General features: G+C 52.9%; 14 protein-coding genes. All 14 read left to right on the top strand.

The features are described 5' to 3' along the window. The first annotated feature begins 7 nt into the window (after window positions 1-7). The 14 genes from ACWKV9_RS12390 (at window position 8) to ACWKV9_RS12325 (ending at window position 26250) form a co-directional block, all read left to right on the top strand. Window positions 8-1399 (top strand): DUF4214 domain-containing protein, encoded by a 1392-nt coding sequence (locus ACWKV9_RS12390; RefSeq protein WP_483836391.1) that lies wholly within the window; start codon window positions 8-10, stop codon window positions 1397-1399. 147 nt (window positions 1400-1546) lie between these two features. Next, complete coding sequence (locus ACWKV9_RS12385; protein ID WP_483836390.1) at window positions 1547-4024, top strand: glycosyltransferase family 2 protein; 2478 nt, start codon at window positions 1547-1549, stop codon at window positions 4022-4024. Beyond that, entirely contained in the window at window positions 4024-6462 is a 2439-nt protein-coding gene (locus tag ACWKV9_RS12380) for a glycosyltransferase family 2 protein (protein ID WP_483836389.1), read from the top strand. The genes ACWKV9_RS12385 and ACWKV9_RS12380 overlap by 1 nt, the downstream gene beginning before the upstream one ends. 116 nt (window positions 6463-6578) lie before the next feature. Then, window positions 6579-8648, top strand: coding sequence for a hypothetical protein (locus ACWKV9_RS12375; RefSeq protein WP_483836388.1), 2070 nt, complete (start codon window positions 6579-6581; stop codon window positions 8646-8648). Window positions 8649-8804: 156 nt separating this feature from the next. Beyond that, entirely contained in the window at window positions 8805-10247 is a 1443-nt protein-coding gene (locus ACWKV9_RS12370; RefSeq protein ID WP_483836387.1) for a BNR repeat-containing protein, read from the top strand. Then, window positions 10244-14533 carry a glycosyltransferase gene (locus tag ACWKV9_RS12365; RefSeq protein WP_483836386.1) on the top strand — a complete coding sequence of 1430 codons (4290 nt, stop codon included), beginning with the start codon at window positions 10244-10246 and terminating at the stop codon, window positions 14531-14533. Before ACWKV9_RS12370 ends, ACWKV9_RS12365 begins: the two co-directional genes overlap by 4 nt. A 28-nt stretch (window positions 14534-14561) precedes the next feature. Beyond that, window positions 14562-15728 (top strand): nucleotide sugar dehydrogenase, encoded by a 1167-nt coding sequence (locus tag ACWKV9_RS12360; RefSeq protein ID WP_483836385.1) that lies wholly within the window; start codon window positions 14562-14564, stop codon window positions 15726-15728. Window positions 15729-15765: 37 nt separating this feature from the next. Further along, complete coding sequence (locus ACWKV9_RS12355) at window positions 15766-17067, top strand: alginate O-acetyltransferase AlgX-related protein (protein WP_483836384.1); 1302 nt, start codon at window positions 15766-15768, stop codon at window positions 17065-17067. Window positions 17068-17489: 422 nt separating this feature from the next. Beyond that, window positions 17490-18929, top strand: coding sequence for a mannose-1-phosphate guanylyltransferase/mannose-6-phosphate isomerase (locus ACWKV9_RS12350; protein WP_483836383.1), 1440 nt, complete (start codon window positions 17490-17492; stop codon window positions 18927-18929). A 131-nt stretch (window positions 18930-19060) separates the two neighbouring features. Then, complete coding sequence (locus ACWKV9_RS12345) at window positions 19061-20422, top strand: phosphohexomutase domain-containing protein (RefSeq protein WP_483836382.1); 1362 nt, start codon at window positions 19061-19063, stop codon at window positions 20420-20422. Window positions 20423-20424: 2 nt separating this feature from the next. Further along, window positions 20425-21219 carry an ABC transporter permease gene (locus tag ACWKV9_RS12340; protein WP_483836381.1) on the top strand — a complete coding sequence of 265 codons (795 nt, stop codon included), beginning with the start codon at window positions 20425-20427 and terminating at the stop codon, window positions 21217-21219. Beyond that, window positions 21216-22430, top strand: a complete 1215-nt coding sequence (locus tag ACWKV9_RS12335; RefSeq protein WP_483836380.1) for an ABC transporter ATP-binding protein — start codon at window positions 21216-21218, stop codon at window positions 22428-22430. The genes ACWKV9_RS12340 and ACWKV9_RS12335 overlap by 4 nt, the downstream gene beginning before the upstream one ends. Then, window positions 22430-23770 carry a class I SAM-dependent methyltransferase gene (locus tag ACWKV9_RS12330; protein WP_483836379.1) on the top strand — a complete coding sequence of 447 codons (1341 nt, stop codon included), beginning with the start codon at window positions 22430-22432 and terminating at the stop codon, window positions 23768-23770. The genes ACWKV9_RS12335 and ACWKV9_RS12330 overlap by 1 nt, the downstream gene beginning before the upstream one ends. Next, a complete protein-coding gene (locus ACWKV9_RS12325; protein WP_483836378.1) occupies window positions 23770-26250 on the top strand; it encodes a glycosyltransferase family 4 protein in 2481 nt (826 codons plus the stop codon). Before ACWKV9_RS12330 ends, ACWKV9_RS12325 begins: the two co-directional genes overlap by 1 nt. Window positions 26251-26255 lie beyond the last annotated feature (5 nt).

Here is a 26255-nt window from a genome sequence, read left to right as displayed (position 1 = left end):
ATGACTCATGGCATTGCAATACGATACCCCTACTTCGTCCGCTGAATTCAGCTCCGCTATCAACAACAACGTAGCAATCTCTGCTGCTACTGCTGCTGCAATCTCCTCCCTGCTGGGTCTGGATACTGCAACAACCGTAAACGTTGCTGGCTGGGACGGCGTTACTGCACCAGTTACCACTGGTTCGCCTGACGTACTGGCTATCACTGTTGACGGCGTTGCCGGCGACGAAGCTAACCTGGTTCTGCCAGAAAGCGTTGCTGACGCTAAAGTAATCCTGATCGACAGCGATGCTGACGTAAGCCTGACCGTTGGCCAGGAAGCTTCGTCTCTGGCACGCGTTGCAGCAGTTAGCGACATCATCGTTAACGGCGGCAATGGCAACGACACCCTGACTGTACTGGGTGGCAACGTCACTCTGGATGGCGGCCTGGGTAACGACGTTCTGATCACCGGTAGCGGCGACGACGTTGTAACTGGCGGCGCAGGTGATGACCACATCGAAACTGGCGCTGGCAACGACACCATCGTTACCGGTCTGGGCAACGATGTAATCCTGGCTGGTGCTGGCCGTGATTCGATCGAAGTTCAGGGCAACCTGGCTGACTTCGACGTATCGGTTAAAGGCAGCTTCCTGGAACTGGGTGGCGACACCAACTCTGTAACCATCCAGGGCGGCGAGTTCGTCACCTTCGCTGATGGCCACACCATCGCAATCGTTGAAACCGAAGCTGAAGCATCGGCTCTGCGTCTGTACGAAGGCCTGCTGGGTCGCGACGCTGATAACGGCGGCGCTGAGCTGTTCAGCAACGAGATCAACAACGGTACTTCGTTGACCTCGATCACTGAAAGCTTCCTGGCTTCTACTGAGTACAAAAACTCGGTAAACGACGACTTCGTCCAAGGCCTGTACACCTCGCTGCTGGAACGCCCTGCTGATGCAGCTGACCAGACTTTCTGGCTGGATCAACTGGCAAGCGGCAAGACTCAAGGCGAAGTTGCCGGCGAGATCGCTGTTTCTGCCGAAGCTCAGACCAAAGGTCAGGCTAACGACAGCTTCATCGAATCGCTGTACGACTCGGCACTGGGCCGTGCTACCCAAGGTGATGATGTCAGTCACTGGGTTGGCGAACTGATCGCAGGCAGCACCCGTTCGGAAGTTGCGAGCCAGATCTTCGGTTCGGCAGAAGCGTCTCACCACGCCAACGTTGAATTCGTTGAATCGCTCTACACCAACGCACTGGGCCGTCCAGAAGGCGATGTAGATACTTACAAAGCTGAGTGGGTAGCTTCGCTGGATCAAGGCACCACCCAAGCTGACGTGGCTATCGCCATCGTTGGTTCGCCAGAAGCTCAAGACCACATCACTAACGTGGTTGTAGTACACGGCGCGGTTTAACTCTTCGCACCGCTGCAACACTGAGTACCTCCGGCCGCAAGGCTGGGGGTATTTGAAAAAGGGGCACCTTCGGGCGCCCCTCTTTATTATTTTTGCGAACTCCCCATGGCAATGTCAGAAACCAAAGCGCCTGAGCGTGGAACGCTCATGGACAACTTCCACCGTGCACGCGCGAATGGCGAGCATGGCAACGCCGTGATTTTTCTTGAGAAAGCGCTACAAACCCCTGAATACCGCCCTGAGGCGTTGATCTGGAAAGGCATCGAAGCCATCCAGCAGCAACGTCCTCATCACGCCTTTCTATTTTTGAGCAGTGCCGCCCACGCGCTACCTGACCGGGCAGACATTCGTGCGCTGACAGGCCGCAGCATCCTGGTCCAACAGCAGCCGAAATTGGCGGCGCAACAGTTAGCCGCTGCCTGGCAGCAGATGCCAGCCGATCCTTCATTGCGCATCATGTTGTGGCAGGCCCGAAGCAGAACGGAAACACCGGCAAAACTGCGCAAACAAATATTCGCCCGCCTTCCGGATATCGATGACGCCAGCGAGCTGGGCCTGGTGCTCGGCTTGTTGGCCGCGCAACCTGATGCCCCTACCGTGGTCGGCGTCGTGCGGTTTCAACCCGAAACCGATGAGGTTGTGGGCTGGGCCGTTAACCTCAAGGCTCCCAAGTCAGTCGTCCAGCTGCACATCGACTCCAACGATGAGCGCATACCGTACACGGCCTACCAGCCACACCCGCTGCTGACCAAAGCAGGACTGACCGATACCTACGGCGCCATCCGCGCACGCATCAGCAATCCTGCGCAAACCTTGCACGTACGTTTCAAGGACGGCACTCCTCTGGCTGGCAGTCCACTGTCCAACCTGCCCGCATTCAATCCGCCGACCCCGGCGAGCAAAAATCTGAGCCGCCAAGAGCCGGTCGACATCCTAGTCCCGGTCTACGACGGCTACGACGAAACACTGGAGTGCCTGCACAGCGTGCTGCGCAACCGAGGCCTGAATCGCACCGCCCATCGCCTCGTTGTGCTCGACGACGCCACGCCTAATCCCGAGCTGCGCCAAGCTTTGCAGGCCTTGGCGGCCGCAGGCGAGATTGAGCATGTTCAGCACCCCGTCAATTTGGGCTTCATCCGCAACGTCAATCGGGGCATGGCGCTAAGCCCAGAGCGCGACGTGGTCTGGCTCAACGCAGACACGCGGGTGCATGGCAACTGGCTGGATCGGTTGCGCAGTGTCGCCTACAGCGAAAAAGACATTGCTTCGGTGACGCCGTTTACCAACAACGGCGAGCTGATGAGTTTCCCGGTGAGCCGCGTCAGCCAGTCGATGCCCACCGCCGAAGAGCAAGCGGTGCTCGACGACATGGCGCAGCTCGCGAACAGCCCGCCGATTGAAATCGAAACCGGCTGTGGTTTCTGCCTGTATATAAAGCGCAGCGCCATCGATGTCGTGGGCTATCTGGATGAAGTACACCTACTGCGCGGCTATGGCGAAGAAACCGACTGGTGCCTGCGGGCCCGCGCCTTGGGTTGGCGTCACATGGGGGCGCCAGGAGTGTTCGTTGCCCACCAGGGCGGCATTTCCTTCGGTGACGAAAAGGCGCTGCGCGTCGCGCACAACAACGCCATCTTGAAGCGTCGTTATCCGGATGCCTCGAACCGCTATCAGGACTTCTGCCTGCGTGATCCACTCAAGCCTGCGCGCCAGGCGCTTCAGCGTGCGCGCCTTGCGCAGCTGTCGGCGCTGATCGCGAGTAGTGCCAGCTGCGCGTGGCCGAAGCTGGGCATCAAACAACTGCACGTGCAAAGCACCGCTGAAATTGACGCACCGCTTAGCCTGAACTGGCGTCATCAAGGCACGCGCACGCTCGTCACGCTCAATGCTCAAGTGCAACCGCTACTGCTGAGTCTTGACTATGTGCTGCCAGCAGACTGCGAGCGCTTGCTCCAGGACCTGCAGGCGTTGCCCGTCGATGAGCTGATCTTTGAGCAACTGGCTGGCTGCCCAGCCGAGTTCCTTGATTTGCCATCCGGACTTGATAAACCCTATCGGATCATCTGCCGCGACGACGAGTTGCTGCGCCAGGACAGCGGGCGTGACTGGCCCGCTTTTGCTCGCCACGCCCATAGCGTTCATCTGCCGTGGAAAGCGCTGCAAAAACGCTACGTCGCAGCGCTGCCGGATGTGCGAATTGTCATCAACGCCAAAAGCAAAACGCTGCCAGCGAGCAAACCTGCGCCCCACATCCTGTTTATCGCTGACGCGCTGCACGACGCTGAACTTGCCAACAAGTGGCTGGATCTTGGCCGACGTATCACCCGTGAAAATCTGCCGGTGATGCTGCTCGCGCAGGGAGACAGCGCCTGGCAGAAAACCCTGCTGGCCACTGGCGCAGTTCATGCATTGCCTACGGTGACTGGCCTGAAGCTTGCTGACTGCCTGGCACTGGCTGGCTGTAAGGGCGCGCTGAGCCTGCAGCCCAACCCGGGCGCCAGTTGGCATGCCCCCGATTTGGCAGCGTCGGTCGGCTTGCCGCTGTACGCGATGCCGGGACCGGTCGCCAATGACGCGGGCGCCTTTTCTATGCACTCACTACCACTTTCACCGAGCCGGGCCTGATGTCAGAAGAAGTCATAACTAAGCCATCCGCCACCGGCCAGCTTGAATCCTCCGCCACCTTTCGCGGCGCAATCACTGGACTGTACGGTGATGTGCTGCAAGGTTGGGCGCTGGACATTACGCAACCCGATCAACGCCTTGTGGTGGAAGTGCTGATCGATGGCGCGTGCGTTTCCCTTGTGCGCGCGGACCAGTTCCAGCCCAACGCCGAGATGGGTGATGAATTCCATGGCTTCGGCGTACAGCTGCGCCAGAGCTGGCTCGACGATGCGCGCCACATTAGCGCTCGGGTTGCCAATCAGGACTACGCCTTAAAAGGTGAGCTGACGCTTCCGGCATTGCCCGGTAAAGAACCGGCACCCGTTGCGTCGCAAGCCTGGCACAGCGGTGGCCTGAGAATCAGTGGATGGGCGTGGGACCCAGAGGCTCCGCAACGACACGTCGAAGTGACCGTTCGCGAGGACAGCCGCGTTTTGGGTCGCGTATCTTGCGACACACACCACCAGGCACTGGTTTATCGCGCCACCAGCGATCACGGTTTCACCATTGATCTGCCATGGGAGCTCGCGGACGGCAAGCTTCACACCCTGCACATCGAAAACGATCTGGGTCAGCCTTTATCCGGCAGCCCGATAAAACTGTGCTGCTGGCCTGAAGGGCTGGAAGGCCTGTTGCAACTGCACGACCATAGCGGCCCTGATGATCAAACGCTGGCGCTGCTGACCCAGGTCGCCAAAGAGCAAACACTCCGCTCCCCGAAAAGCGCAGGCTTTCAGCATTACCCGCAGTGGTTCGAGGTATTTCAAGACTTGGCTCCTGAAAAGAATACTCGCGCCAATACCAAGATCGGCCTGCTGATGCTCAGCGATGGCGACATGGAAATGGAAGGCGTCAGCCTTGCCAGTCTGCGTGCAAATAAATCCACGCCGTTGAAAGTCGCCAGAACATCAGCTGACAACCTGCTCCCCGCACTTATAGAGCTGCTCAACGCTGGTTGCGATTGCATCATCCCGCTTACTGCTGGCGACCGTCTGAGCAAATATGCCTTCGATCACCTGACAGGCCTACTTGATGAAGGCATCGCTTGGGGTTACGCCGATTGTGATCGCGATGGCCCACAAGGTGAACGCAGCCTGCCGTGGCTCAAGCCTGTATGGGATGTGGACCTGTTTATCGGTGCAGACATATTCACCGCTGGCGCGATCTTTGGTGTGGAAATTGTGCGCGCGGCATTGTCGCTGCTATCACCGACTGATGAGCTGCAATCGCTGAACTGGCACTTCCTGATTGCCGGTATCGTTCTGGCGACTGAAAAGCTTGAAGCAAAAGTGGTGCATCTTCCGCAGGTGCTTTACCACCGCGATCACAGAACGCCAGCAAGCCCGGAACAAGCCTGGCCCTCAATGGACCGCCATCAGGCAATCGCCTGGTTGTGCCAGTCCCTTGAGCCTGGCGCCACAGTCAGAGCACTTCCGGCATTTCCCGCATTACTTCGCGCACACTGGCCTTTGCCCCCTACCCTGCCGAGCGTCAGCTTGATCGTCCCGACCCGGGATCAATACAAACTGCTGCACGCCTGCATTGAAGGGCTGCTCAACGACACTGATTACTCGAACCTGGAAATCATCATCGTCGACAACCAGTCCAGCGATCCGCAAACCCTGGCGTACCTGGCAGAACTGCCGGGCAGAGGCGTGAAAGTCCTGCATCACCCCTACCCGTTCAACTACTCGGCCATCAACAACCGAGCGGTTGAACACGCGAGCGGTGAAATCATCGGACTAGTCAACAACGACATCGAAATCATCGAAGCGGGCTGGCTGAAAGAAATGGTCAGCCAACTCCTTCGTCCGAATGTCGGCGCGGTAGGCGCGAAACTGCTCTGGCCCAACCGCATGGTTCAGCACGGTGGCGTCGTCGTCGGCGTGAACGGGCTGGCTGCGCACACAGGCAATAACTTGGAAGAACGCGACCCGGGCTACATGGGCATGAATCAAATCGCGCGACGCCAAAGCGCCGTGACCGCCGCTTGTCTGCTGGTCCGCACCTCAGTTTACGAAGCGTTGAACGGCCTCGATGAACACGCCTTCCCGGTGGCGTTCAACGATGTCGATTTTTGCCTGCGTATCCAGCAAGCTGGCTTGAACCTGATCTGGACCCCTTTTGCGCAACTGATACATGCGGAATCTGCCAGCCGCGGGAAAGACGAAAGCGCGGAAAAACGCGCGCGAGCCGTTCGCGAGCAGCAGCGGTTTGTAGAACGGTGGTTCGCGGCAGGACAAAGTGATCCGCACTATCACCCGGCATTGAGCCTGGATTATTTGAGTGGGCCTTATGGGGGGTTGGCGATGCCGGTGAGAAGCATCTCCCAGCGTGGCAGCTCGGCACCACAAATAGATCAGCCGCCGACACCATATCCAGCGGGGATCAACCGTTAGGCGAAAGAACATTCAGGGCTGACAAACGGAGTAGAGGCAGTGCCATCAATATGGAACCAGGACCCTATCTATTCCGCATATCAAATTATTTATAGAAATCTAGCGGCGCAGAAACCATGAAGAGTATATGCATTACAGGTTCCTCTCAAAAACAGCTAGACAATTTTGCTGCGTACCTTAGGAGCAGTGGGTCTGCAGACGCCTTACCAGCAATAACGCGCGAAAAGCTATCTCTTCATCACTGGCATGAAAAGGCAGAAACCACAAAACCTTCTGCAAAATTACAACTGAAGGCGAAGGCAAAAGTAAATCAAGAGTGGAATGAGGTAGCTGGCGAAATTTTCCGTGCTAATAGCTCGAGTGCTGTATGGCACTGGGCGGATACTCGAAGCCTAGATCATCTTGACTACTGGGAAAGCTTTAATAAACAGACCAGCTTCATACTTTTGCACTCAACGCTAGAAGGGCTGATTGCCGATCTAATATTAGCCAACGAAGCATCCCAGACTGCGATCGAAGATCTGATGGAGAGCTGGCGCGCCAAAACGGAAACGATGTTGCAATTTCATAGTCGGCATCCCGAAAAAAGCGAGCTCGTCAGCTTTCAAATTTTTTCGAACAACAAACAGTCATACGTAACTGCGCTGATAGAACGATGGAACCTCGGACTGCCCGACGCCGCTCAAAGTCGCACAAGCTATCATGAGGACCCTGTAGCTCTCTATCTAGCCAAAGAAATAGTACGAAAACAGCCAGAACTAGTGGCGTTAGAAACGAAAGTGGAAGCGGTGCTATTCGGTGCTAATGATAAACGTTCGGGCTTCGAGACAGTTTCGATTGAAGCGGCTGCAAATGGGTATGCAACTCTACTTGCATCGAACAATCATCAGCAACAGAGGTTTTTGGAATTAAAAACAATAGAAACTAATTTACGCAAAAATCTCACCACGGCCAATGAACAGGCAGCAAAATTAAAAATAGAAAACACCAAGCTTAATAAGCCAACCATTGATGACGTTTCGCGTCTCGACAAAAATGTCGTCACAGATACAACAGCTGAACGATTCAAGTCGATTATTGCGGGTTATGAGCAAGAATTGAACGAAGAAACAACTGAAAAAAATGAAATTGTAACCGAGCTGCATAGAGTGCAAGAATTGCTTGAGGAACATCTGTACGTATCGGCCTCGCTCAACTCCCAGCTGCAAGAGGCAACCACTCGCACAAGAAAAATGCTGGAACGATATCCAGGATATTGGGACTACGACATGCTCAGTGTGACTCAGGCTAAAGGCGCTGAGCACCCAACCCTTTCTTGGGATATAACAAACTTATATCTGAATGGAAGATCAGTCCCAAGACTACGCTTCGAAACAATAATAAAAGACGGGGTGGCTGGTATTGCAATCAGCACCTCACAAGAAAGTTCTGAAGACTTTACTCCTATTCGTTGGCCATCGGGCATAGAAGCTGGGACAGCCTTGGCGTGCATTCCTTTACAAGGGCCTCCAAACTTTGGAAGCAACAACATCCTGTCGAGCTTAAGTACGACCGAGTGGACCTTTTTGAAAGCCCTGGTTGAAAAACTTGTGGATATCGCTGTAGATCGTACAATTTGGAGTGCCCCGAAGGCCTTGGACCGACAGGAGCTAAGGTCGGCCCTCATCAAGCTGAAGGATATACTCGATGCATGGCCAGTCGTTTTCAGATATGACGCCATCCGCGCCGGAAAATTGTTCCACGGTGATAGCTATCATCATATCGAAATTAAGCTCGAAAACATGTCGTTGGGAAACATCACATCGCCATGCTTTGTCTACCGTATTGCCACGGTTGATACGCCAGACGGCCAATTTGGGCAAAACCCAAGGCTGGAATTCCCTGAAATCAGCGCTCATGCCTTTGAGAACTGGTTCGTCGAATCGACCGATCACCGTGGAGATAGATTAGAGTTACGTTTTGCCCAACCCGGCGCAATGGATATCGAGATATGGAATCGACTCACTATCAACGATAAAATGCTGTTAGCCGGGATAGTAGGCAGCGCGCCAAAACAAATCGCTGAAATCTCGCATACCCATTCTTCCATCAGCGGACGCTGGGAAGACTGGAAAGGCTTGGCGCAATCGATCAAGCATATTTTTCAGAAGAATGCCGCATTGACTCACAACAAGGCAGAGGCCTGACATGGAGTACACCTCTGCTACCACGTTGCACGATTCTGCACATACGAGCGATCGGCTGCGAGAATGCGAAAACTTTGCATCCAAACGCAGTCTTGATCCGTCAAAGCGGTGCGCACGAGCCTTTGTCATCAAAGCCACTAAGAGTGGCACGTCGAAATGATCCAGCGCATTAATAGTGTTCGCAAGATTATGTGCTTGTTACGCAAGCTTCGACCGAGCGAACGCTCTGGGCGAGATACGACTGAACAGTCGTCAATGTTGCTTGCTGCCGATCGACACGCGGCCAACCCGCCACAAATTACAAAAACGATCCAACTAGGTACGGCGTGGGCAGGCAGTAGCGTTAACACTACTATATTCAGACATCACGGAATTCTCACGATCAGGGATTTCCAATTCACCGCATTCTATGCTGGCGAGTCATGCATCCGAATTGTGAAACGTGACCTGAACAACGGCAATATTGAAATGCATGATCTTGCAGGAAGGTTCAACCTGAAAGATGCGCATAACAGCATTTCAATGGGACATGACAAAGATGATCGTCTGCATATTACGTACGATCATCACGGCACGAAGCTAAAATATCGACGCAGCTTGACAGCAATGTCTATTAATGAGTGGACATCTGAAATACCCATGACTGGGACTCACGAAGACAAAGTAACCTATCCCACTTTTATAAATCCACGTGGTCATCATCCCTTAACGCTTTTATATCGGGATGGTGCATGGAACAAGGGATCGGCGCGCCTAAAAACCTTCGATGAAAAGACTGGATCCTGGCAAGACCGACCAGGCCCGATTTTATCCGGCGAAGACGAGCGGCCTTGGACCTGCAACGCGTATTGGAACCATCCTGCGATTGGCCGCGACGGAACGATACATTTGTCATATGTTTGGCGAACCCATTCTATTGGTGCGAATGAGCGTATTAATAATATCAATATCTGCTACGCGCGCTCGGTGGACAATGGCATTTCCTGGGTCACATCATTGGGACAACCATATTGCCTCCCAATTACTCCGGTTAATACAGAGACCGTACATGCGGTATCGCCTGGTAATAACTTAATGAACCAATGCAGCATGGCTTTGGATAGTAAAGGCGCTCCCCATATTGCCTTTTACTCTAATGATGCCCGTCAGATTCCGCAATATTTCCACCTCTGGTTTGATGCCAATGCTTGGCATGCTAGGCAGCTGACGCATCGTAGTGAGCCGTTCGAGCTACAGGGCGCTGGCACGCTGCGGCTTCCAATAAGTCGCCCAGAGATTGTTATTGATGACTTCGATACCGCCCACTTCATTTACAGAGGCGATTTAACGGAAGATCGAATGGTGTTGCACTCCGTGCCGAAGCCATACAGCAGTGAACAAGCAGCAACGATAATAAATTTATCCGAAGAAGACGTAGGATTTTCAGAACCAGTGATAGATCGTACGTACTGGATGAATTCGAGCACCCTCACTATTTATTTACAGCGGACCCAGCAAGGAAAAGGCGATATGAGTGCCGAGTCCTCATACAGCGAGGCTGTTCTGGTAGACGTTGTATTCGATCAAAAAAACCTTTCAATTCAAAGTAGTGCTAAATGATCATGCCAGAAAAAACCACAGCTCTAGCGCAGGCTAACGAAAAATTTCGCCAAGGTAATTACAGTGAGGCGATCTCATTTTACCTTGAGGCCGCCCGACAGCATCCGGAACTGGCGCAAACCATTAGCATGAACATTGCTATCGCAGACGCCCGGCTGAAGAAAAATGTCTCCTCAACCTCCTTCGGGTTAACAGAGAACGACTTGGATTTGGTGAATGAGCCGGTCAAGACTGCGGCGATCACTGTAGACGACACAGTAACGGCGACCGAAAAAGCCGAGGAGCTTGCGCAAAATCCCGAGATAACAGCGGCGAGCAGTGTGTTAGACATGTTGAGTCTAAAGCTGGTAGGTCCTCCTAAACGCCTGTTAAAAACTTATGATACTGACCTTGAGCGACTCTTTACCTCCAAAGCACTTGAAGAATCAAAATCGATATCTGCTCGGCTAAAGAAGATTTCCGTCAGCATCATCATGCCTACCTATAACAGGGCGTCAACGCTGGGGAAAGCAATCGACTCCGTACTTGCGCAGACACATAAAAAGTGGGAGCTGATAATAATCGATGATGGAAGTACAGACGGCAGCGCAGAAATCTTAACGAAATACAGCCGTGACAAGAAAATAAAGATCATCAAAGGCGAGCATAAGGGAGTCAGCGCCGCCCGGAATAAAGGTTTAGAGAAGGCGACTGGGGATTACATATATTATTTAGACTCTGATAATACATGGACGAGTCAATATCTGTATCTTATGAATCTTGCTTTTCTAAAAACCGGCCTTTTGACTGGGTACGCAGGAATTACGCTTGTCGACGAAAATGCGCTTGTACTCGGGTATCGCGGGGAAAGCTTCGCATGGGACCACTGCCTGCAAGCGAACTACATCGACATCAATACGTTCGGACATCACCGCAGTTTTTTAACAGACAATGGAATGTTCGACACTACATTGCGTCGCATGGTGGACTGGGATCTCATCCTGCGTTATACCAAGACCTCACTTCCTTTCTATGCTCCCTTTATCGGCTGCATATATCTTGAAAGTAGAAATGATAAAGGTAGAATTACACTGTCTGAGCCCCTGGCGTTTCAGAAGGTAGTTCGACTCAAAAACAGCACTACTGACAGTAGTCCAGAGGTCTTGGCAAGATCACTTTCGCTGAACTTCGCCATAAAAATTCCTGCGCCTTTTGAAGAAAGGGAGCAATGGGGTGATTATCATTATGCTGATTCTCTCCGCCTAGCGCTGGAAGAGATGGGCCATAAAGTCACGCTGGATTTCCACGGCGCATGGTATAACCGTCCTCCTAGCGCTGATGATGTTGTGATCGTCATACGCGGCCTAACTGCGTACAATCCTAAAAAAGGCGCCATTAACATTATCTGGAGCATTAGCCACCCAGATCAAGTTTCAATGGACGAATTTGAGCTTTATGATCTTGTGTATGTCGCGTCCGCTTCATATGCCAATTTACTTAAACTCAATCTTAACACCAAGGTCGCGCCTCTTATTCAATGCACAGACCCACAGCGATTTTTTTATAAAAAGCCAATTAGACCCCGATCCAAAGATATGCTCTTTGTAGGTAATTCGCGCAACGAATATCGTCCCATTGTCAGGAAAGCTATCGAGGGTGGAAAATCTCTCGCCATCTACGGTACTCGCTGGAAGCCGCTTGTTGATCAACGACATGTCCGCGGGGAGAACGTGCCGAACACTGAACTCTCCAGACATTATGCGGCTCATGAAGTAGTGTTGAATGACCACTGGGAGTCAATGAGGGAGTTTGGATATGTTTCGAACAGAGTTTTTGATGTGCTCGCGGCGGGTAGTACGCTCGTCAGTGACTCCTTACCGAGTATCACTCGCTTGTTTGGCGATAGCGTAGTCCAACTTGAGGATGCGGCAGGCCTGGACAGCGTGATTGGACAGCTACAAAGCCTCAAAGAACGAGGAGAAGCGGAGAAGGAAAGAATTTCCAACTTCGTAAGGATAAATCACTCCTTCAAGGCACGCGCTCACGTTATAGGCGATGACATCCTGACACGATTAGGGCTGCCGACCACGTGGAGTGATGACCATAACCGTGATGCGGGAAATTGCGAATATGAAGGTGGCGGCGTCGATCGTAAAAAAATTGGCCTCTTGATCGAACCAGACTGGAAAGGTTTGAATCACGCGGCCTATCGACGGCTAATTTCTCCTTTGACTACGGATTTCGCTCATTCCGAATTCGAGCTGATCATACTTGGCGGTGTGCAGGACTCTAGGCTGCAGAACTGCAGTTCGGTGGTTGTTCAAGGGCACGCAATTACATCGATCGAAAATGCTCAGGTGCTAATCGACCTTACCGCCGCCTCCAGCATTTCGCTATACCTCGACGTTTACAAACCTCAGACGACCACTGCACGCGGATTAGCGAACGACTCCGAGGCGCAAGCATTTGATCTGGTGATGTACAACGCTACCCACGTCTGGTTCTCTAATGCGCGGCTTGCCCTTTCTTACTGCCACGCCTACGCAAAAGGGTCAGTAGTTCCCGACACCATCGATCCGAGGTTTTGGAGAAATTACCGTAAGCCAATCCCTCGCCCCGCCCTGGCGCCGAAGTTCAGAATTCTGTACCTACCCAACTCAAACGATACTAGCGGTATGAATATCTTGATACCCGCGCTGGATGCTGTATACGCAAGCCGTGGAAAGGTATTTGAACTGGTTATCATTGGAGAGATAGCGGCGTTGCCCGCTCGCCCCTGGCTTAAAGTTATCCGGCCTACTAGCCAGCGTTCTGAATACCCACAATTTGCAAATTGGCTCGCAAATGCAGAGAAATTCGACTTTGGTGTTGCTCCAATTTCGTCCGATAGCCTGCACGTCGCGTCATCAGACTCCAACTTCTTGCACTACAGCGCGTTAGGTCTCCCTACGCTTAGCTCGCGCTCTGTTCCTTTTTCCGAGGTCCAGGAACTTGGTTTGGTACTCGCAACGGAAAATCATACCGAGCATTGGGTTAGATCGCTAACGATGGCGATGGATAACCGAGAGCTCATGCTGAATATGGCGCATAGGGCCTGGGAATACATATGGAAGCTCCGTTCTCCGCAGTCGACTCTCATGAATGTACTTCCATTACTGCAGGCAGAACACAAGCCGTCAGGGCCCCGCGAACGAGTTGAGGGTTCTATATCTCAGCAAGTGGCAGTGTGTATCCACCTTTACTATATTGATCAGTGGCCCACCATACAATCGCGCTTGAACAATATAGAGCGGGCATTTGACCTATTTGTCACCTGCACGGAAGAAGATCTGCCTGCGGTGATCGCCCTGATCTCGACTGAGTATCCAAATGCCAGAATTTTGGGAATGCAGAATCATGGCATGGATGTACTTCCGTTCCTGCAGATCAATCACGACTTTTCACTCTGGAACTATGTATCAGTTCTGAAGCTCCACACTAAAAACACCAAGACCAACGATGATGCCATTTTCGGAAATATGTGCCTTGAGTCTCTGTTGCCTAATCCTTCGGCGGTCGAGCACATCGTTGACGCATTCGCAGACGATCACAAAATCGGGCTCATAGGGCCAGAATTCCTCTATCGCTCAGCCGAAAGCCTGATGTACGTAAACGCTGCAGGGGTGCGTGACATCCTGAATTCGCTTGATTTCAATTATCCCAAGTCAGACTGGGGATTCTTTGCCGGAACCATGTTCTGGATTCGTGGAAGCCTTCTGCACAGCCTTGCGGCGAATTTCGAGACGATTCGTGATTTAGCATTGAGAGACTTCGCGGCCGCTAAATCAGGCGGCGATGGATCATGGGCTCATGCCATGGAAAGAGTCTTCGGCGCGCTACCAATGCAACAGGGCATGAATAGCGCAGCCATGTATCTTGACTCGCCGACAAAAGCGAGCTGGAACTTGCGAGCTATTAGTGAAGGTGAGTTCCACAAGAGCCTCTCCTATAGGGTATCCAGCAAGTGGCATGTCGCACGTTATAGCAACCTGGCTAAATGGGCAGCGCTGTGCATGGGCAGCGAACTGTTCAATGAGGATTACTACGTGGAAAACTCGGGAGGCATTATCCCCGTCCACATGTCGCCCATCACTCATTTCATTCTGTATGGCGATGATCTGGCGTTGAATCCAAGTGCGGGATTTTCAACTGCATATTACAAACGAAACAATATCGATGTCGTGCATGCACGAGTTCCGACCCTAGTCCATTACCTGGTACATGGAATGCGAGAAGGACGTATGATTGTAGCGGTATCAGAAGAATGAATTGCATAGACTTGGGGATGATAGGTTGATGAAAATTGCGGTCGCTGGGATTGGCTATGTCGGACTGTCAAATGCAGTCTTGTTGTCAGTGCATAATCAGGTCGTCGCCTACGATGTGAACGAGCATAACGTTGGGCTCTTGAATGCGAAGAAATCTACTGTCGTAGATGAAGTAATTGACGAATATCTAAATTCTCGATCTCTTGATCTATCCGCAACTCTAAGCTTAAGCGAAGCTGTAGCGGGCGCTGATTTTCTTATCATCGCCACTCCGACCGACTATGATACGGTGACGAACTTTTTCGACACTTCTTCGGTTGAAAGCGTCATTGAGGCGGGATTAGCGGCAAATAGGCATGTAACTATTGTGATCAAATCGACAGTTCCCGTCGGATTTACACAACGCATGCAAGAAAAGCATCCAGACTCCGACATACTCTTTTCACCTGAGTTTTTAAGGGAGGGGCTCGCGCTTCACGATAACTTGTACCCTTCCAGGATAATAGTTGGCGGAAACGCGGTGAAAGCGAAGCAATTTTCGTCACTGCTTACGCAAGCCGCATTGGCTGATAACGTCCCAATCCTGATCACCTCTCCTTCCGAAGCAGAAGCGATCAAGCTTTTTTCGAACACCTACCTCGCCATGCGGGTAGCATATTTCAATGAGTTGGACTCCTACTCCCAAGTGCATGGTTTGGACTCAAAGCAAATCATTGAAGGTGTTGGCCTGGATGGCCGCATCGGTACGCACTACCGAAACCCTTCATTCGGCTACGGAGGGTATTGCCTTCCTAAAGATACAAAGCAACTGCTAGCCAATTACGCGAACGTCCCAAACAATTTGATCAGAGCGATCGTTGACTCCAACACAACGCGCAAAGACTTTATCGCCGAAGAGATAATCAAGCTCAAGCCGAAAACGGTTGGCATATATCGGCTGATCATGAAATCAGGGTCTGATAACTTCCGCAAATCCTCTATCCAAGGTGTGATGAAACGCATCAAAGCGAAAGGGATCGAAGTAGTCGTTTACGAACCAGAAATAAAGGATGCGCTATTTTTCAATTCTGCGGTCATGAATGACCTGCAGGAGTTCAAGAGCGTCTCTGACATCATCGTAGCCAATAGATTATCCGATGACTTAGAAGACGTAATGGATAAGGTCTATAGTCGCGACCTGTTCAAAAATGACTAAAGACAGATAAAAATAGATAAAAATGCAGGTACTGCCTATGAAAACCACCATCAGAGTCACAAAGTTATTGTCTTCGGACAGCAGCATAAAGTTCTCTATCGACTCGCCTAAAGAGTCAACTGTCGCAGGCGACCACCGACACTTTGTCAAACTTAAAGGGTGGTTTTTTTCGGAGGTAGGCGAGGTTCCCGAGTTGGTACTTGATACTGGCTCCCAGGTTAACCTACCCGCACTCATAGAGCGTCCGGATGTAGCGCTCGCCTACGATAAGGCCCCGGCTTGCTGTGGCTTCGAAACCCTTTTGGAACTGGGTGTCAATGCTAAGCTCGGCTACAAGCGTGGCAGCGGTGTGGAGTGGCTTGCATCAATAATCTTCGAACGCGTCAGTGTACTGATTGGTCACGATGACTATCTGTTTCTCGACCATGACTCTAACAGAAGTGTATCTCAGTACAGAGGCGAACTACTGATTGACAAGCAAAACCTGACTCTATGGCGAGAATATTTTGCAAAAATTTCTGCGGAGGCGCAAAACCACAAGTTTAAAAGTGCATTCCTGATGGCACCTGGGAAGGAATATATTTTTCCAGAGCACTATCCTGTCATTAGAAGTGGGACTACGCCTGCCGACCAATTCATGTCTCACTTCAGCGAAGATATTTCAATAATCAACCCAACCACTCAACTTATTACTGAGCGAAACTTTACTTACTCGAAGGTTGATACGCACTGGACTCACTATGGGGCCCGCGTTGCTGCTCGACTTGTATGCCAGCATTTCAATCAGACTTTCGTGAATCCTGATTTCAACTATAAATACACTCGGACCAGTGGTGATCTGGGGTCAAAGTTCTCGCCTCCTCGTACGGAAGTCGTTCCCCTCCCGGACTACTCCAGCGTGAACCAATATAGGATCTTCGACAACAAAATTCTGAATCGGGGACGAGTTCATATTTATCAAAACAATGACACCATCAACAAGGCAACCTGCCTTATCTTTGGCGACTCATTTTCTACTCCGTTGATCATTTACCTCGTATTCAGTTTTGCCAGAGTCGTACATGTTTTTTCAGGCGCAGATATTGATTGGTCGATAGTTCATAATGAACAACCTGAATTCCTTCTTGCCGAGATGACTACTCGATTCTTCATCAAATCACCGAGTGCAAAATTCTCTCTGAAGACGGAACTTCTTCGTAAATGCTCGGGCTATAGCGATTCACAGCGGCGATCTGCAATTACTAACCTGGAAAGGTTTAACGATCCGAGTGTCCAGTTCTATCGATCAATGGCTGAAGATGCACTGAAGATCGCGGATCAGCCCAGCCTTCCCTCCTAACCGGGAGCGAAGAAAATGCCTGGTTGAGCTTTCCTGCTTCTATGGCTGCCGCCAATGCGTCTCTCTCTACACACGAGGCAGTCATTTAAGCGATGCTCCACACAAAAATGCGTCCTCCAAATGCCGCCTCGTTCCATTGTGATTAGTGTTGGCTCACGTATTAGCCGATAGCTTTTTCAATGGAAGTCGCTATCGCTGCGGTGCTTACGCCTGGCCCGTAGCGTGTCTGGACACGGCGTCAATGTCTGTTTTCTCTGGTATTCTTGCGCGCTGAATTGATTGCTCATGTCCGCGTCACCAGGCGGTTCCGGAATGCCCAGCATCTTCGGCCAACCCTCTGTGACTATGCTAGATCGAGTTGTTCGAACACCTGATTGTTCATTCGATCTGTTTGCCACTGGTTACACGTAAGGATCTTAAACATGGATTTGATTCCCGTAATTTTGTCAGGCGGCGTGGGCAGCAGGTTGTGGCCGGTTTCGCGCGAAGCTCATCCCAAACCGTTCATGACGTTGCCTGATGGCCAGAATCTGATTCAAAAGACCTTCCTTCGGGCGTCTGCCCTCGAAGGCGTTTCCGAAATCCTCACCGTTACCAACCGCGAGCTGCTGTTCAAGACTGAAGACGAGTACCGCACGGTCGACACCGCGGGCCATGCGCTGGGTTACATTCTCGAGCCTTTCGGCCGTAATACGGCTGCCGCAGTGGCACTGGCTGCGCTGCAATTGAAAGAGGCTCATGGCTCCCAGGCGCATATGCTGGTGCTTGCCGCCGATCACCTGATTCAAGACGAAACCGAGTTCGCCGCTGCAGTGGCCAAAGCCGTGAAGCTGTCGGAAGCGGGTTGGCTGGTGACGTTTGGCATCAAGCCGCAATACCCAGAGACGGGTTTCGGTTATATCGAGGCGGCCGATTCTGAGCTGGAAGGCGGGCTTAAGGTTGCGCGCTTCGTCGAGAAGCCTGATTTAAAAACGGCTGAAGCGTATGTCGCAGCGGGTAATTATTTCTGGAACTCGGGCATGTTCTGCTTCCAGGTGGGCGCGGTGCTGGAGGAGTTTGCCAGGCACGCGCCGGATGTATTGAGCGCAGCCGCAGCTTCTTTGGGTCGCTCCCGCGAAACGACCGCCAAGGGCTATCGCTGCCTTGCGGTAGATGCGGACTCCTTCGCTCAAGTCCCCGATATTTCCATCGATTATGCGTTGATGGAGCGCTCGGACAAGGTTGCGACGATCCCTTGCGACATCGGCTGGAGCGACATTGGTTCATGGAACGCAGTCAGCGACCTGACCAACGCTGACGAAAACGGCAACCGTTTCGAAGGCGAAGTTTTGTCCCACGGGGCTCGCAACAACTATGTGAATAGCGAAGATCGTCTGACCGCTCTGGTCGGGGTCGAAGATTTGTTGGTCATCGATACCGCTGACGCCTTGATGATTGCGCACAAAGATCACGCGCAAGACGTTAAGCACATCGTTACCCAACTCAAGAAGTCCGGGCATACGCTGCACCAGTTGCACCAGACGGTGCATCGTCCGTGGGGTACTTACACGACGCTGGAAACCGGCGATCGCTTCAAGATCAAACGTATCGTGGTCAAGCCCAAAGCTTCGCTGTCCTTGCAGATGCATCATCATCGCAGCGAGCACTGGATCGTGGTGAGCGGCATGGCTCTGATCGTCAATGATGAGCAAGAGATGATGCTGAACATTAATGAATCTACGTTCATTCGTGCAGGCCACAAGCATCGTTTGAGCAATCCTGGTGTCATAGACCTCATCTTGATCGAAGTACAGAGTGGCGATTACCTGGGCGAGGACGACATTGTTCGTTTCGAAGACGTCTACGGCCGAGCTGGCCAGTAACGCTGGTAACCTGTCTTGACCCGGTGCCGCAGGAAACTGCGGTCACTGGATCGGTTCGTCACTCAAACTACGATCCCCTCTCGAACGCTCCATGCCGACTGCATGGACGACCATTTCATCAGGTGAGCGATATGTACCCTCCTATTCAAACCCGTTGCTTCAAGGCCTACGACATTCGTGGCCAAGTCCCTAATGACCTCAACGACGATATCGCCTATCGGATAGGCCGCGCCCTTGTCGCCGAGTTGCACGGCAAGACTTATGTCGTCGGCCAGGACATGCGCCTTGAAAGCCCGGCATTGGCGGACGCGCTGATCAAGGGCCTGACCGAGGCTGGTGCCGACGTTCTCGACATCGGTCTGTGCGGCACCGAAGAGGTGTATTTCGCGACCAGTCATCTGAAAGCCGATGGCGGGATCATGATCACCGCGAGCCACAACCCCAAGGGTTATAACGGCATGAAGCTGGTGCGCGAGCAGTCTCGCCCCATCAGTGGCGATACAGGCCTTGATGCCATTCGCGTGCGCGTGGATGCCGGTGATATCGGGGAAGCTGCTGCAACAGTGGGCCAAGTGCGTGAAGTCTTCGACAAGACCGCTTATATCGATCACCTGCTGACCTATATAGATGTCGCCGCGCTCAAGCCCCTCAAAATTCTGGCTGACCCTGGCAACGGCGCTGCCGGCCCTGCCCTCGAAGCATTGGCCGCACGTTTGCCGCTGGAATTCGTGTTCATCAATATCGAGCCGGACGGCAACTTCCCTAACGGCGTGCCTAACCCGCTGTTGCCAGAGAACCGCGAGCTGACGCGTAACGCGCTGCTTGAGCACAAGTGCGACCTCGGTCTGGCGTGGGACGGCGATTTCGATCGCTGCTTCTTCTTCGACGAAACCGGCCGCTTCATTGAAGGTTATTACCTTGTGGGCCTGCTGGCTGAAGTGCTGTTGTTGAAGCATCCGGGCAGCAAGATCATTCACGACCCGCGCCTGACCTGGAACACCATCGAACAGGTGACAGCTGCAGGCGGCGTCGCGATCCAGAGCAAAACCGGTCACGCGTTCATCAAAGAGCGCATGCGCCTGGAAGATGCGGTGTACGGCGGCGAAATGAGCGCTCACCACTATTTCCGCGATTTCGCTTATTGCGACAGCGGGATGATTCCCTGGCTGCTGGTCGCGGCGTTGATGAGCAAAACCGGCAAGACCTTGTCGCAGCTGGTCGATGAGCGCATTCAAGCGTTCCCGTGCAGCGGCGAGATCAACTATCGCGTCGATGACGTTAAAACAGTGATCGACAAAATCCTGGGCCACTACCTGCCGCAACAGCCAACGATCGATAAGACCGATGGCATCAGCGTCGAGTTTGCCGACTGGCGCTTCAGCCTGCGTGGGTCAAACACCGAACCGCTGCTGCGTTTAAATGTTGAGAGCCGTGCAAACGAGTCGCTGGTCACCCAGCGCGTGCAGGAAATTGAACGGCTCATTGAGGGGTAAATATGTTTGCAATGCTCAGGGGGCTTTGGGAATACCGGGGCTTTATATCAACCTCTATTCGCAATGAGTTCATCGCTCGGTTTGCCCGCAGCAAATTGGGTGGCTTGTGGATGATCATTCATCCACTTTCGCAGGTTGCGATTTACGCGCTGATTCTCTCCAACGTTCTGGCAGCCAAGCTGCCAGGCATCGATAACAAGTACGCCTACGCGCTGTATTTGATGGCGGGGATTCTGGCGTGGAATCTGTTTTCGGAGATCGTGGGGCGCTGCCTCAACGTGTTCATCGAAAACGGCAATCTCATGAAGAAAATGAGGTTTCCCCGCATCGCTCTGCCTGTGGTCGTCGTAGGGTCTTGCCTGCTCAACAACCTTTTGTTGTTCGTTGCGGTGCTGATCGTCTTCGCCATTTTGGGACAGATGCCAAGCCTGGAAATGTTATGGCTGATCCCGCTGACATTGGCAGTCACGTCGCTCGCTCTTGGCATTGGTCTGGTGCTGGGCGTGCTCAACGTCTTTGTGCGTGACATCGGTCAGGTCGTGCCGATCATTCTGCAGATCTGGTTCTGGTTCACCCCGATCGTTTACTCGATCAACATCATTCCCGAATCCTTTCGCAGCACGCTTAATCTGAATCCGATGTTTTCAATCGTCAGTGCCTACCACAACGTCCTCGTTTACAGGACAGCACCGGATTTGCAGCAGATTTCAATTACCGTGCTGGTGGCCTTGGCACTCATGCTCTTGGGTCTGTTCCTGTTTAGACGTGCTGCGCCCGAGATGGTGGATTCGCTATGAGCCTGTTGATCGTAGAAAACGTCGGTAAGGCCTACCGCACCTATCGTTCTGAGTGGCAGCGCTTTGCTCGGTGGTTTTACTTGCCGGTAAAAGCCAATCACGAACACTGGGTGTTGCGTCACATTGGTTTTTCCATCGACGCAGGCGAAGCAATTGGCATCGTTGGGCAAAACGGGGCGGGCAAATCCACGCTACTTAAGATGATCACGGGCACCTTGCAGCCCACTGAGGGACGTGTACAGGTCAACGGCAGAATCGCCGCCATCCTTGAATTGGGGATGGGCTTCAACGCTGAACTAACGGGCCGGCAGAACGTTTATCACGCTGCCGGATTGATGGGCTTCACCACGGAGCAGATCGATCATGTCATTGCCGACATTGAGGCCTTCGCTGAAATCGGCGAGTACTTCGATGAGTCCGTGCGCACCTACTCCAGCGGCATGCAGATGCGTGTCGCTTTTTCGGTAGCGACAGCTTTCCGCCCGGACATTTTGATTGTCGACGAGGCGTTGTCCGTGGGTGACAGCTACTTCCAGCACAAGAGCTTCAGCCGGATCAAAGAGTTTCAACAGGCAGGCACGACGCTGCTGATCGTTTCCCACGATCGCGGGTCGATTCAGGCGCTGTGCAATCGGGCGATCCTGATCGACAACGGCACTGTGATCAAAGACGGTCCGCCTGAAGAAGTGATGGATTACTACAACGCCATCATCGCGCAGAAAGAAAACAGCACGGTTGAGGTTGTGACGCTGGAGGGTACGGGCGTTCAAACGCGCTCCGGAACCGGCGAGGCCTCTATCGAAAGCGTGACGCTTTACGACGCGGACGGCTCTCCAGTTGAATACATCGCCGTTGGCGATGAGATTTGTCTGGCTATCAACGTTCGGGCGAATGTCGATCTACCCGAGCTGGTAGTCGGCTACGTGATCAAGGACCGTCTTGGGCAGGACGTATTCGGCACCAATACTCACCATTTGGAGTGCAAACTTGAGACGGTGAAAGCCGGGGCGCAGTTGGCCTACAAGTTCAGATTTCCGGCCAACATGGGCGTTGGCTCGTACTCCATCGCCGTTGCGCTGCATTCGTCCGATACGCACATTGCCGAGAACTTTGAATGGCGAGACCTGGCGCTCGTATTCAACGTGGTTAACGTTTCTAAGAAGAAATTTATCGGTATGGCATGGATGCCACCGACCGTGGAGTGTAATTAATGGTAGCTCCGTTCTACAGGGCGTTTGAAGATCGTCATCGCGGCTCCAGAGAGCTGATTCTTGAACGATTGAAGGTGTATCTACCGTTTCTGGAACCGCTTAAACAGCTGGAGGCCGATCCGGTTGTGCTCGACCTCGGTTGCGGTCGCGGCGAATGGCTGGAGATGGTCATCGACGCCGGGTTCACAGCCAGTGGCGTGGATCTGGATGACGGCATGCTGGAAGGCTGCCGCGTGCGTGGACTGCCAGCGGAACGTGATGATGCGGTCGGCGCGCTGAAAAAACGCGCAGACGACAGCGTGTCGGTCATCAGCGCTTTTCATCTGGTTGAGCACATACCGTTTACGGCGTTGCAGGACCTGATCGCCGAGGCCCTTCGCGTACTCAAGCCCGGCGGTTTGCTGATACTGGAAACGCCCAACGCAGAGAATCTTTTCGTCGGGTCTAACGGGTTCTATATGGACCCGACGCACGAAAAACCGATTCCCCATCTTCTGCTTTCGTTCCTGACCGAGTTCACCGGGTTCGACAGAACCAAGCTATTGCGCCTGCAAGAACAGTCCGAACTGCACGACCAGAACCAGACGATTGATCTAATCACGGCGCTTGGTAGCGCAAGCCCCGACTACGCGATCGTGGCCCAGAAGAACGCGCCTGAATCTGTCGCGGCGCTCTTCGATGAGCCGTTCGCCCGGATATTTGGTATCACTCCCGGTGAGCTAGCGGCGCGCTATGACAAACGCATTGATACGCGGTTTGAGAATCTTGAGGTGAAGATGGACGGCGTCTCGGCACTCACCGAAAATTTTCTGCAGCGCCTGACAGAGCTCAACACTGAGCTGTCGTCGGTTCGAGATCAGAACAGCGCCCTCGCACATCAAAATGGCGCATTGCTGACCCGCAACGATTCGCTGGAAGCAACCGTGCAGGCGCTTCAGGCAAGGCTGAGTCAGGCTGAGTCCAATCACAGCGCTGCTGACAGCGCTTTGAACGCGGTGGTGCAAAGCGCCTCCTGGAAAATCACCTATCCGTTGAGGAAAGTTTCCAGCCTGGTCAGAGGCGGGAAATCCTCAAGCCAGACCGGAAGTTTCAAGCGCTCGCTCGCTTTGCGCGCCATTAACTTTGTTGCCGCTCGCCCCCGCCTGAAACGCGTTGCTGTCATCGCCGCAAACCGGCTTCCAAGATCGCTAAAAGCGAAGCTGTCGGCGATTGCAATTATTTCGGGCGCTCCGGTATCTGCCAGCAATGGTCCTGTGTCCGGAACGCCGCTTTTGAGCATGCGTGAAGCTGATATTTATCTGGAACTCAAACATGCTCTTGAGCGCAAGGAAAGTAAGTGATGCGTATCGTTATTGATTTGCAGGGCGCGCAATCCGAAAGCCGCTTCAGGGGAATTGGTCGTTACTCGCTTTCGCTGAGTCTGGCGATCGCCAAGCACGCGCAGGACCACGAGATCTGGATCGCACTGAACGGCAGATTGCCGGAAAGCATTCCGAGGCTGAAAGCCGCTTTCTCAAAGCTGATCCCGGAAGAGCGAATCCGCACCTTTGATGTCCCCGATGACCGAAAGCCCGGGCAATGGACCGGGCGTGCTTCGGAGATCGTGCGCGAAGAGTTTCTGAATTCGCTGGAGCCTGATGTGGTTCTGGTGAGCAGTATGTTCGAGGGTCCATGGGCGGGGGCTGTGACTTCTGTCGGCGCGACTCATTCGGCGCATCGGACCGCCGTGATCTTCTATGACCTGATTCCACTCCTGAATCAGGACGTTTATCTGCCCAACGCAGAGCTGCGTGACTATTACTTCAGAAAAATAGAATGGCTGAAGAATGCAGATCTGCTTCTGGCAATTTCTGATTCATCCCGATCAGAAGCCTCAGAACACCTGGCCATTGAACTGGAAAAGATTGCCAATATTTCAGCTGCGATTGGCGATCAATTCTCGCCAACAGTGCTGGGCCAGGACAAAGCTTCGACACTGCTGAGCAAGTTTGGAATCACTAAAGAATTCATCTTGTTCGCGCCTGGCGGCTTTGATCCCAGAAAGAACTTTGCCAGATTGATCGAAGCTTACAGCACGCTTGCCCCTGAATTGCGCCAGGCTTACCAACTCGTCATTGCCAGCAAGCTTCACCCGCCTCAGCGGGAAGAACTCAACGGCTATGCAAAATCCTTCGGGCTCAAAAGCCATGAATTGGTACTGACCGGCTACGTTGAAGATGACGAACTGGTCGCGCTTTACTCGATGTCCAAACTGTTTGTGTTCCCTTCGACACACGAGGGCTTCGGTCTGCCTGTGCTGGAAGCAATGGCTTGCGGCGCGGCAGTCATTGGGTCCAACTGCAGCAGCGTCCCGGAAGTCATCGGGTTTGAAGACGCTTTATTCGATCCGTTTTCGGTTGCTTCAATTGCCGAAAAAATGGCTCAGGCGCTAAACGATGAGGCTTTCCGAGGGACACTCATCGAACACGCGGCAGTGCAGGCTGCGACTTTTTCCTGGGATGAATCCGCGAAGAAGGCTATTGCTGCGCTAGAAGCATTGGATATAACTGCGCGCGAGGACCGGTACGAATTCAAGCGCAGTCAGCTCATCGAAAATCTCGCTGCGCTCGACAGTTCGCCTGCCTCTGACGAAGAGCTGATCCGAATCGCGAAAAGTATTGCCTATAACTTCCCGGAAGGTCGGGATCAGCAGCTGATGCTGGATATTTCCAGCATCGTACATAGCGATGCCAAGTCCGGGATACAAAGGGTCGTGCGTAGCCTGCTGCATGAGTTTCTGACCTCCCCTCCGGCGGGCATGTCGGTGCGACCTATCTATTTCGCAAGCGGCGCTTACTTCTACGCCGACCAGTTCACCTCCCCGGTGAAAACCGGCGATGCCGTGCCTACCGATACGCCTATCGATTTCGTCCAGGGCGATATCTACCTCTCCCTTGATCTGAACATGCATTTGGCGACCCAATTACTGTCGCTGCACACGCAAATGCAGAACAACGGGGTGAAGATCAATTACATCGTTTATGACTTGCTGCTGGTTCATCGCCCGGATTGGTGGCATGCGCCCAATCCGGAGTTGTTTAAAAACTGGCTTGAGAAGATAAGCCTGGTAGGCGACAGGTTGATTTGTATTTCCGAAGCAGTGGCTCACGAATTGAGGGATTGGTTGATCGTTAACCCTCCTCAACGACCTGACCTGGGCCCGGCTATCGCGAGCTTCCATCTTGGTGCGGATATTCAAAGCAGCCTGCCTTCAGTCGGCCTGCCAGATGATGCGATCCAGACCCTGGAGCAGATCGCGGGGCGGCCATCATTTTTGATGGTCAGCACCATCGAGCCACGCAAAGGACACGAGCAAGCGCTGAAGGCATTCGAAATTCTTTGGGCGTCTGGCCTCGATATCAATCTGGTCATCGTCGGCAAACGGGGCTGGTTGGTCGATAAACTGGTCGCGCAGCTAGAAGCGCATCCTGAGAAGCATAAGCGGCTCTTCTGGCTCGAAGGCATCAGTGACGAATATCTGGAGAAGGTCTACAGCGTCGCAACGTGTCTGGTTGCTGCGTCCGAAGGTGAGGGCTTTGGGCTGCCACTGATCGAAGCCGCCCAGTACAAGGTGCCGATGATCATCCGGGACTTACCTGTGTTCAGGGAAGTGGCTGGCGATCATGCGTTTTATTTCCAGGGACTGGCGCCTGATGACCTCGCCCAAGCCATCGAAAAATGGCTGCCATTGTTCAATGCGGGTGAGCATCCGACATCGGCTCAGATGCCGTGGTTGAAGTGGGAAGAAAGCGTGGAGCAGCTCAAGCGAGCCATGATTTAAACAAC

It is taken from the genome of Pseudomonas corni, assembly GCF_057128765.1.
Note: the sequence above shows the minus strand (reverse complement) of the source record. Positions and strands in the feature narration are given on the sequence as shown.

Excerpts from the sequence above, each read along its gene's own strand:
- ACWKV9_RS12340 (WP_483836381.1), top strand. The coding sequence starts at position 20,425 with ATGTTTGCAATGCTCAGGGGGCTTTGGGAATACCGGGGCTTTATATCA.
- ACWKV9_RS12370 (WP_483836387.1), top strand. The coding sequence starts at position 8,805 with ATGATCCAGCGCATTAATAGTGTTCGCAAGATTATGTGCTTGTTACGC.
- ACWKV9_RS12325 (WP_483836378.1), top strand. The coding sequence starts at position 23,770 with ATGCGTATCGTTATTGATTTGCAGGGCGCGCAATCCGAAAGCCGCTTC.
- ACWKV9_RS12380 (WP_483836389.1), top strand. The coding sequence starts at position 4,024 with ATGTCAGAAGAAGTCATAACTAAGCCATCCGCCACCGGCCAGCTTGAA.
- ACWKV9_RS12385 (WP_483836390.1), top strand. The coding sequence starts at position 1,547 with ATGGACAACTTCCACCGTGCACGCGCGAATGGCGAGCATGGCAACGCC.
- ACWKV9_RS12365 (WP_483836386.1), top strand. The coding sequence starts at position 10,244 with ATGATCATGCCAGAAAAAACCACAGCTCTAGCGCAGGCTAACGAAAAA.
- ACWKV9_RS12360 (WP_483836385.1), top strand. The coding sequence starts at position 14,562 with ATGAAAATTGCGGTCGCTGGGATTGGCTATGTCGGACTGTCAAATGCA.
- ACWKV9_RS12375 (WP_483836388.1), top strand. The coding sequence starts at position 6,579 with ATGAAGAGTATATGCATTACAGGTTCCTCTCAAAAACAGCTAGACAAT.
- ACWKV9_RS12355 (WP_483836384.1), top strand. The coding sequence starts at position 15,766 with ATGAAAACCACCATCAGAGTCACAAAGTTATTGTCTTCGGACAGCAGC.
- ACWKV9_RS12335 (WP_483836380.1), top strand. The coding sequence starts at position 21,216 with ATGAGCCTGTTGATCGTAGAAAACGTCGGTAAGGCCTACCGCACCTAT.
- ACWKV9_RS12330 (WP_483836379.1), top strand. The coding sequence starts at position 22,430 with ATGGTAGCTCCGTTCTACAGGGCGTTTGAAGATCGTCATCGCGGCTCC.
- ACWKV9_RS12390 (WP_483836391.1), top strand. The coding sequence starts at position 8 with ATGGCATTGCAATACGATACCCCTACTTCGTCCGCTGAATTCAGCTCC.
- ACWKV9_RS12345 (WP_483836382.1), top strand. The coding sequence starts at position 19,061 with ATGTACCCTCCTATTCAAACCCGTTGCTTCAAGGCCTACGACATTCGT.
- ACWKV9_RS12350 (WP_483836383.1), top strand. The coding sequence starts at position 17,490 with ATGGATTTGATTCCCGTAATTTTGTCAGGCGGCGTGGGCAGCAGGTTG.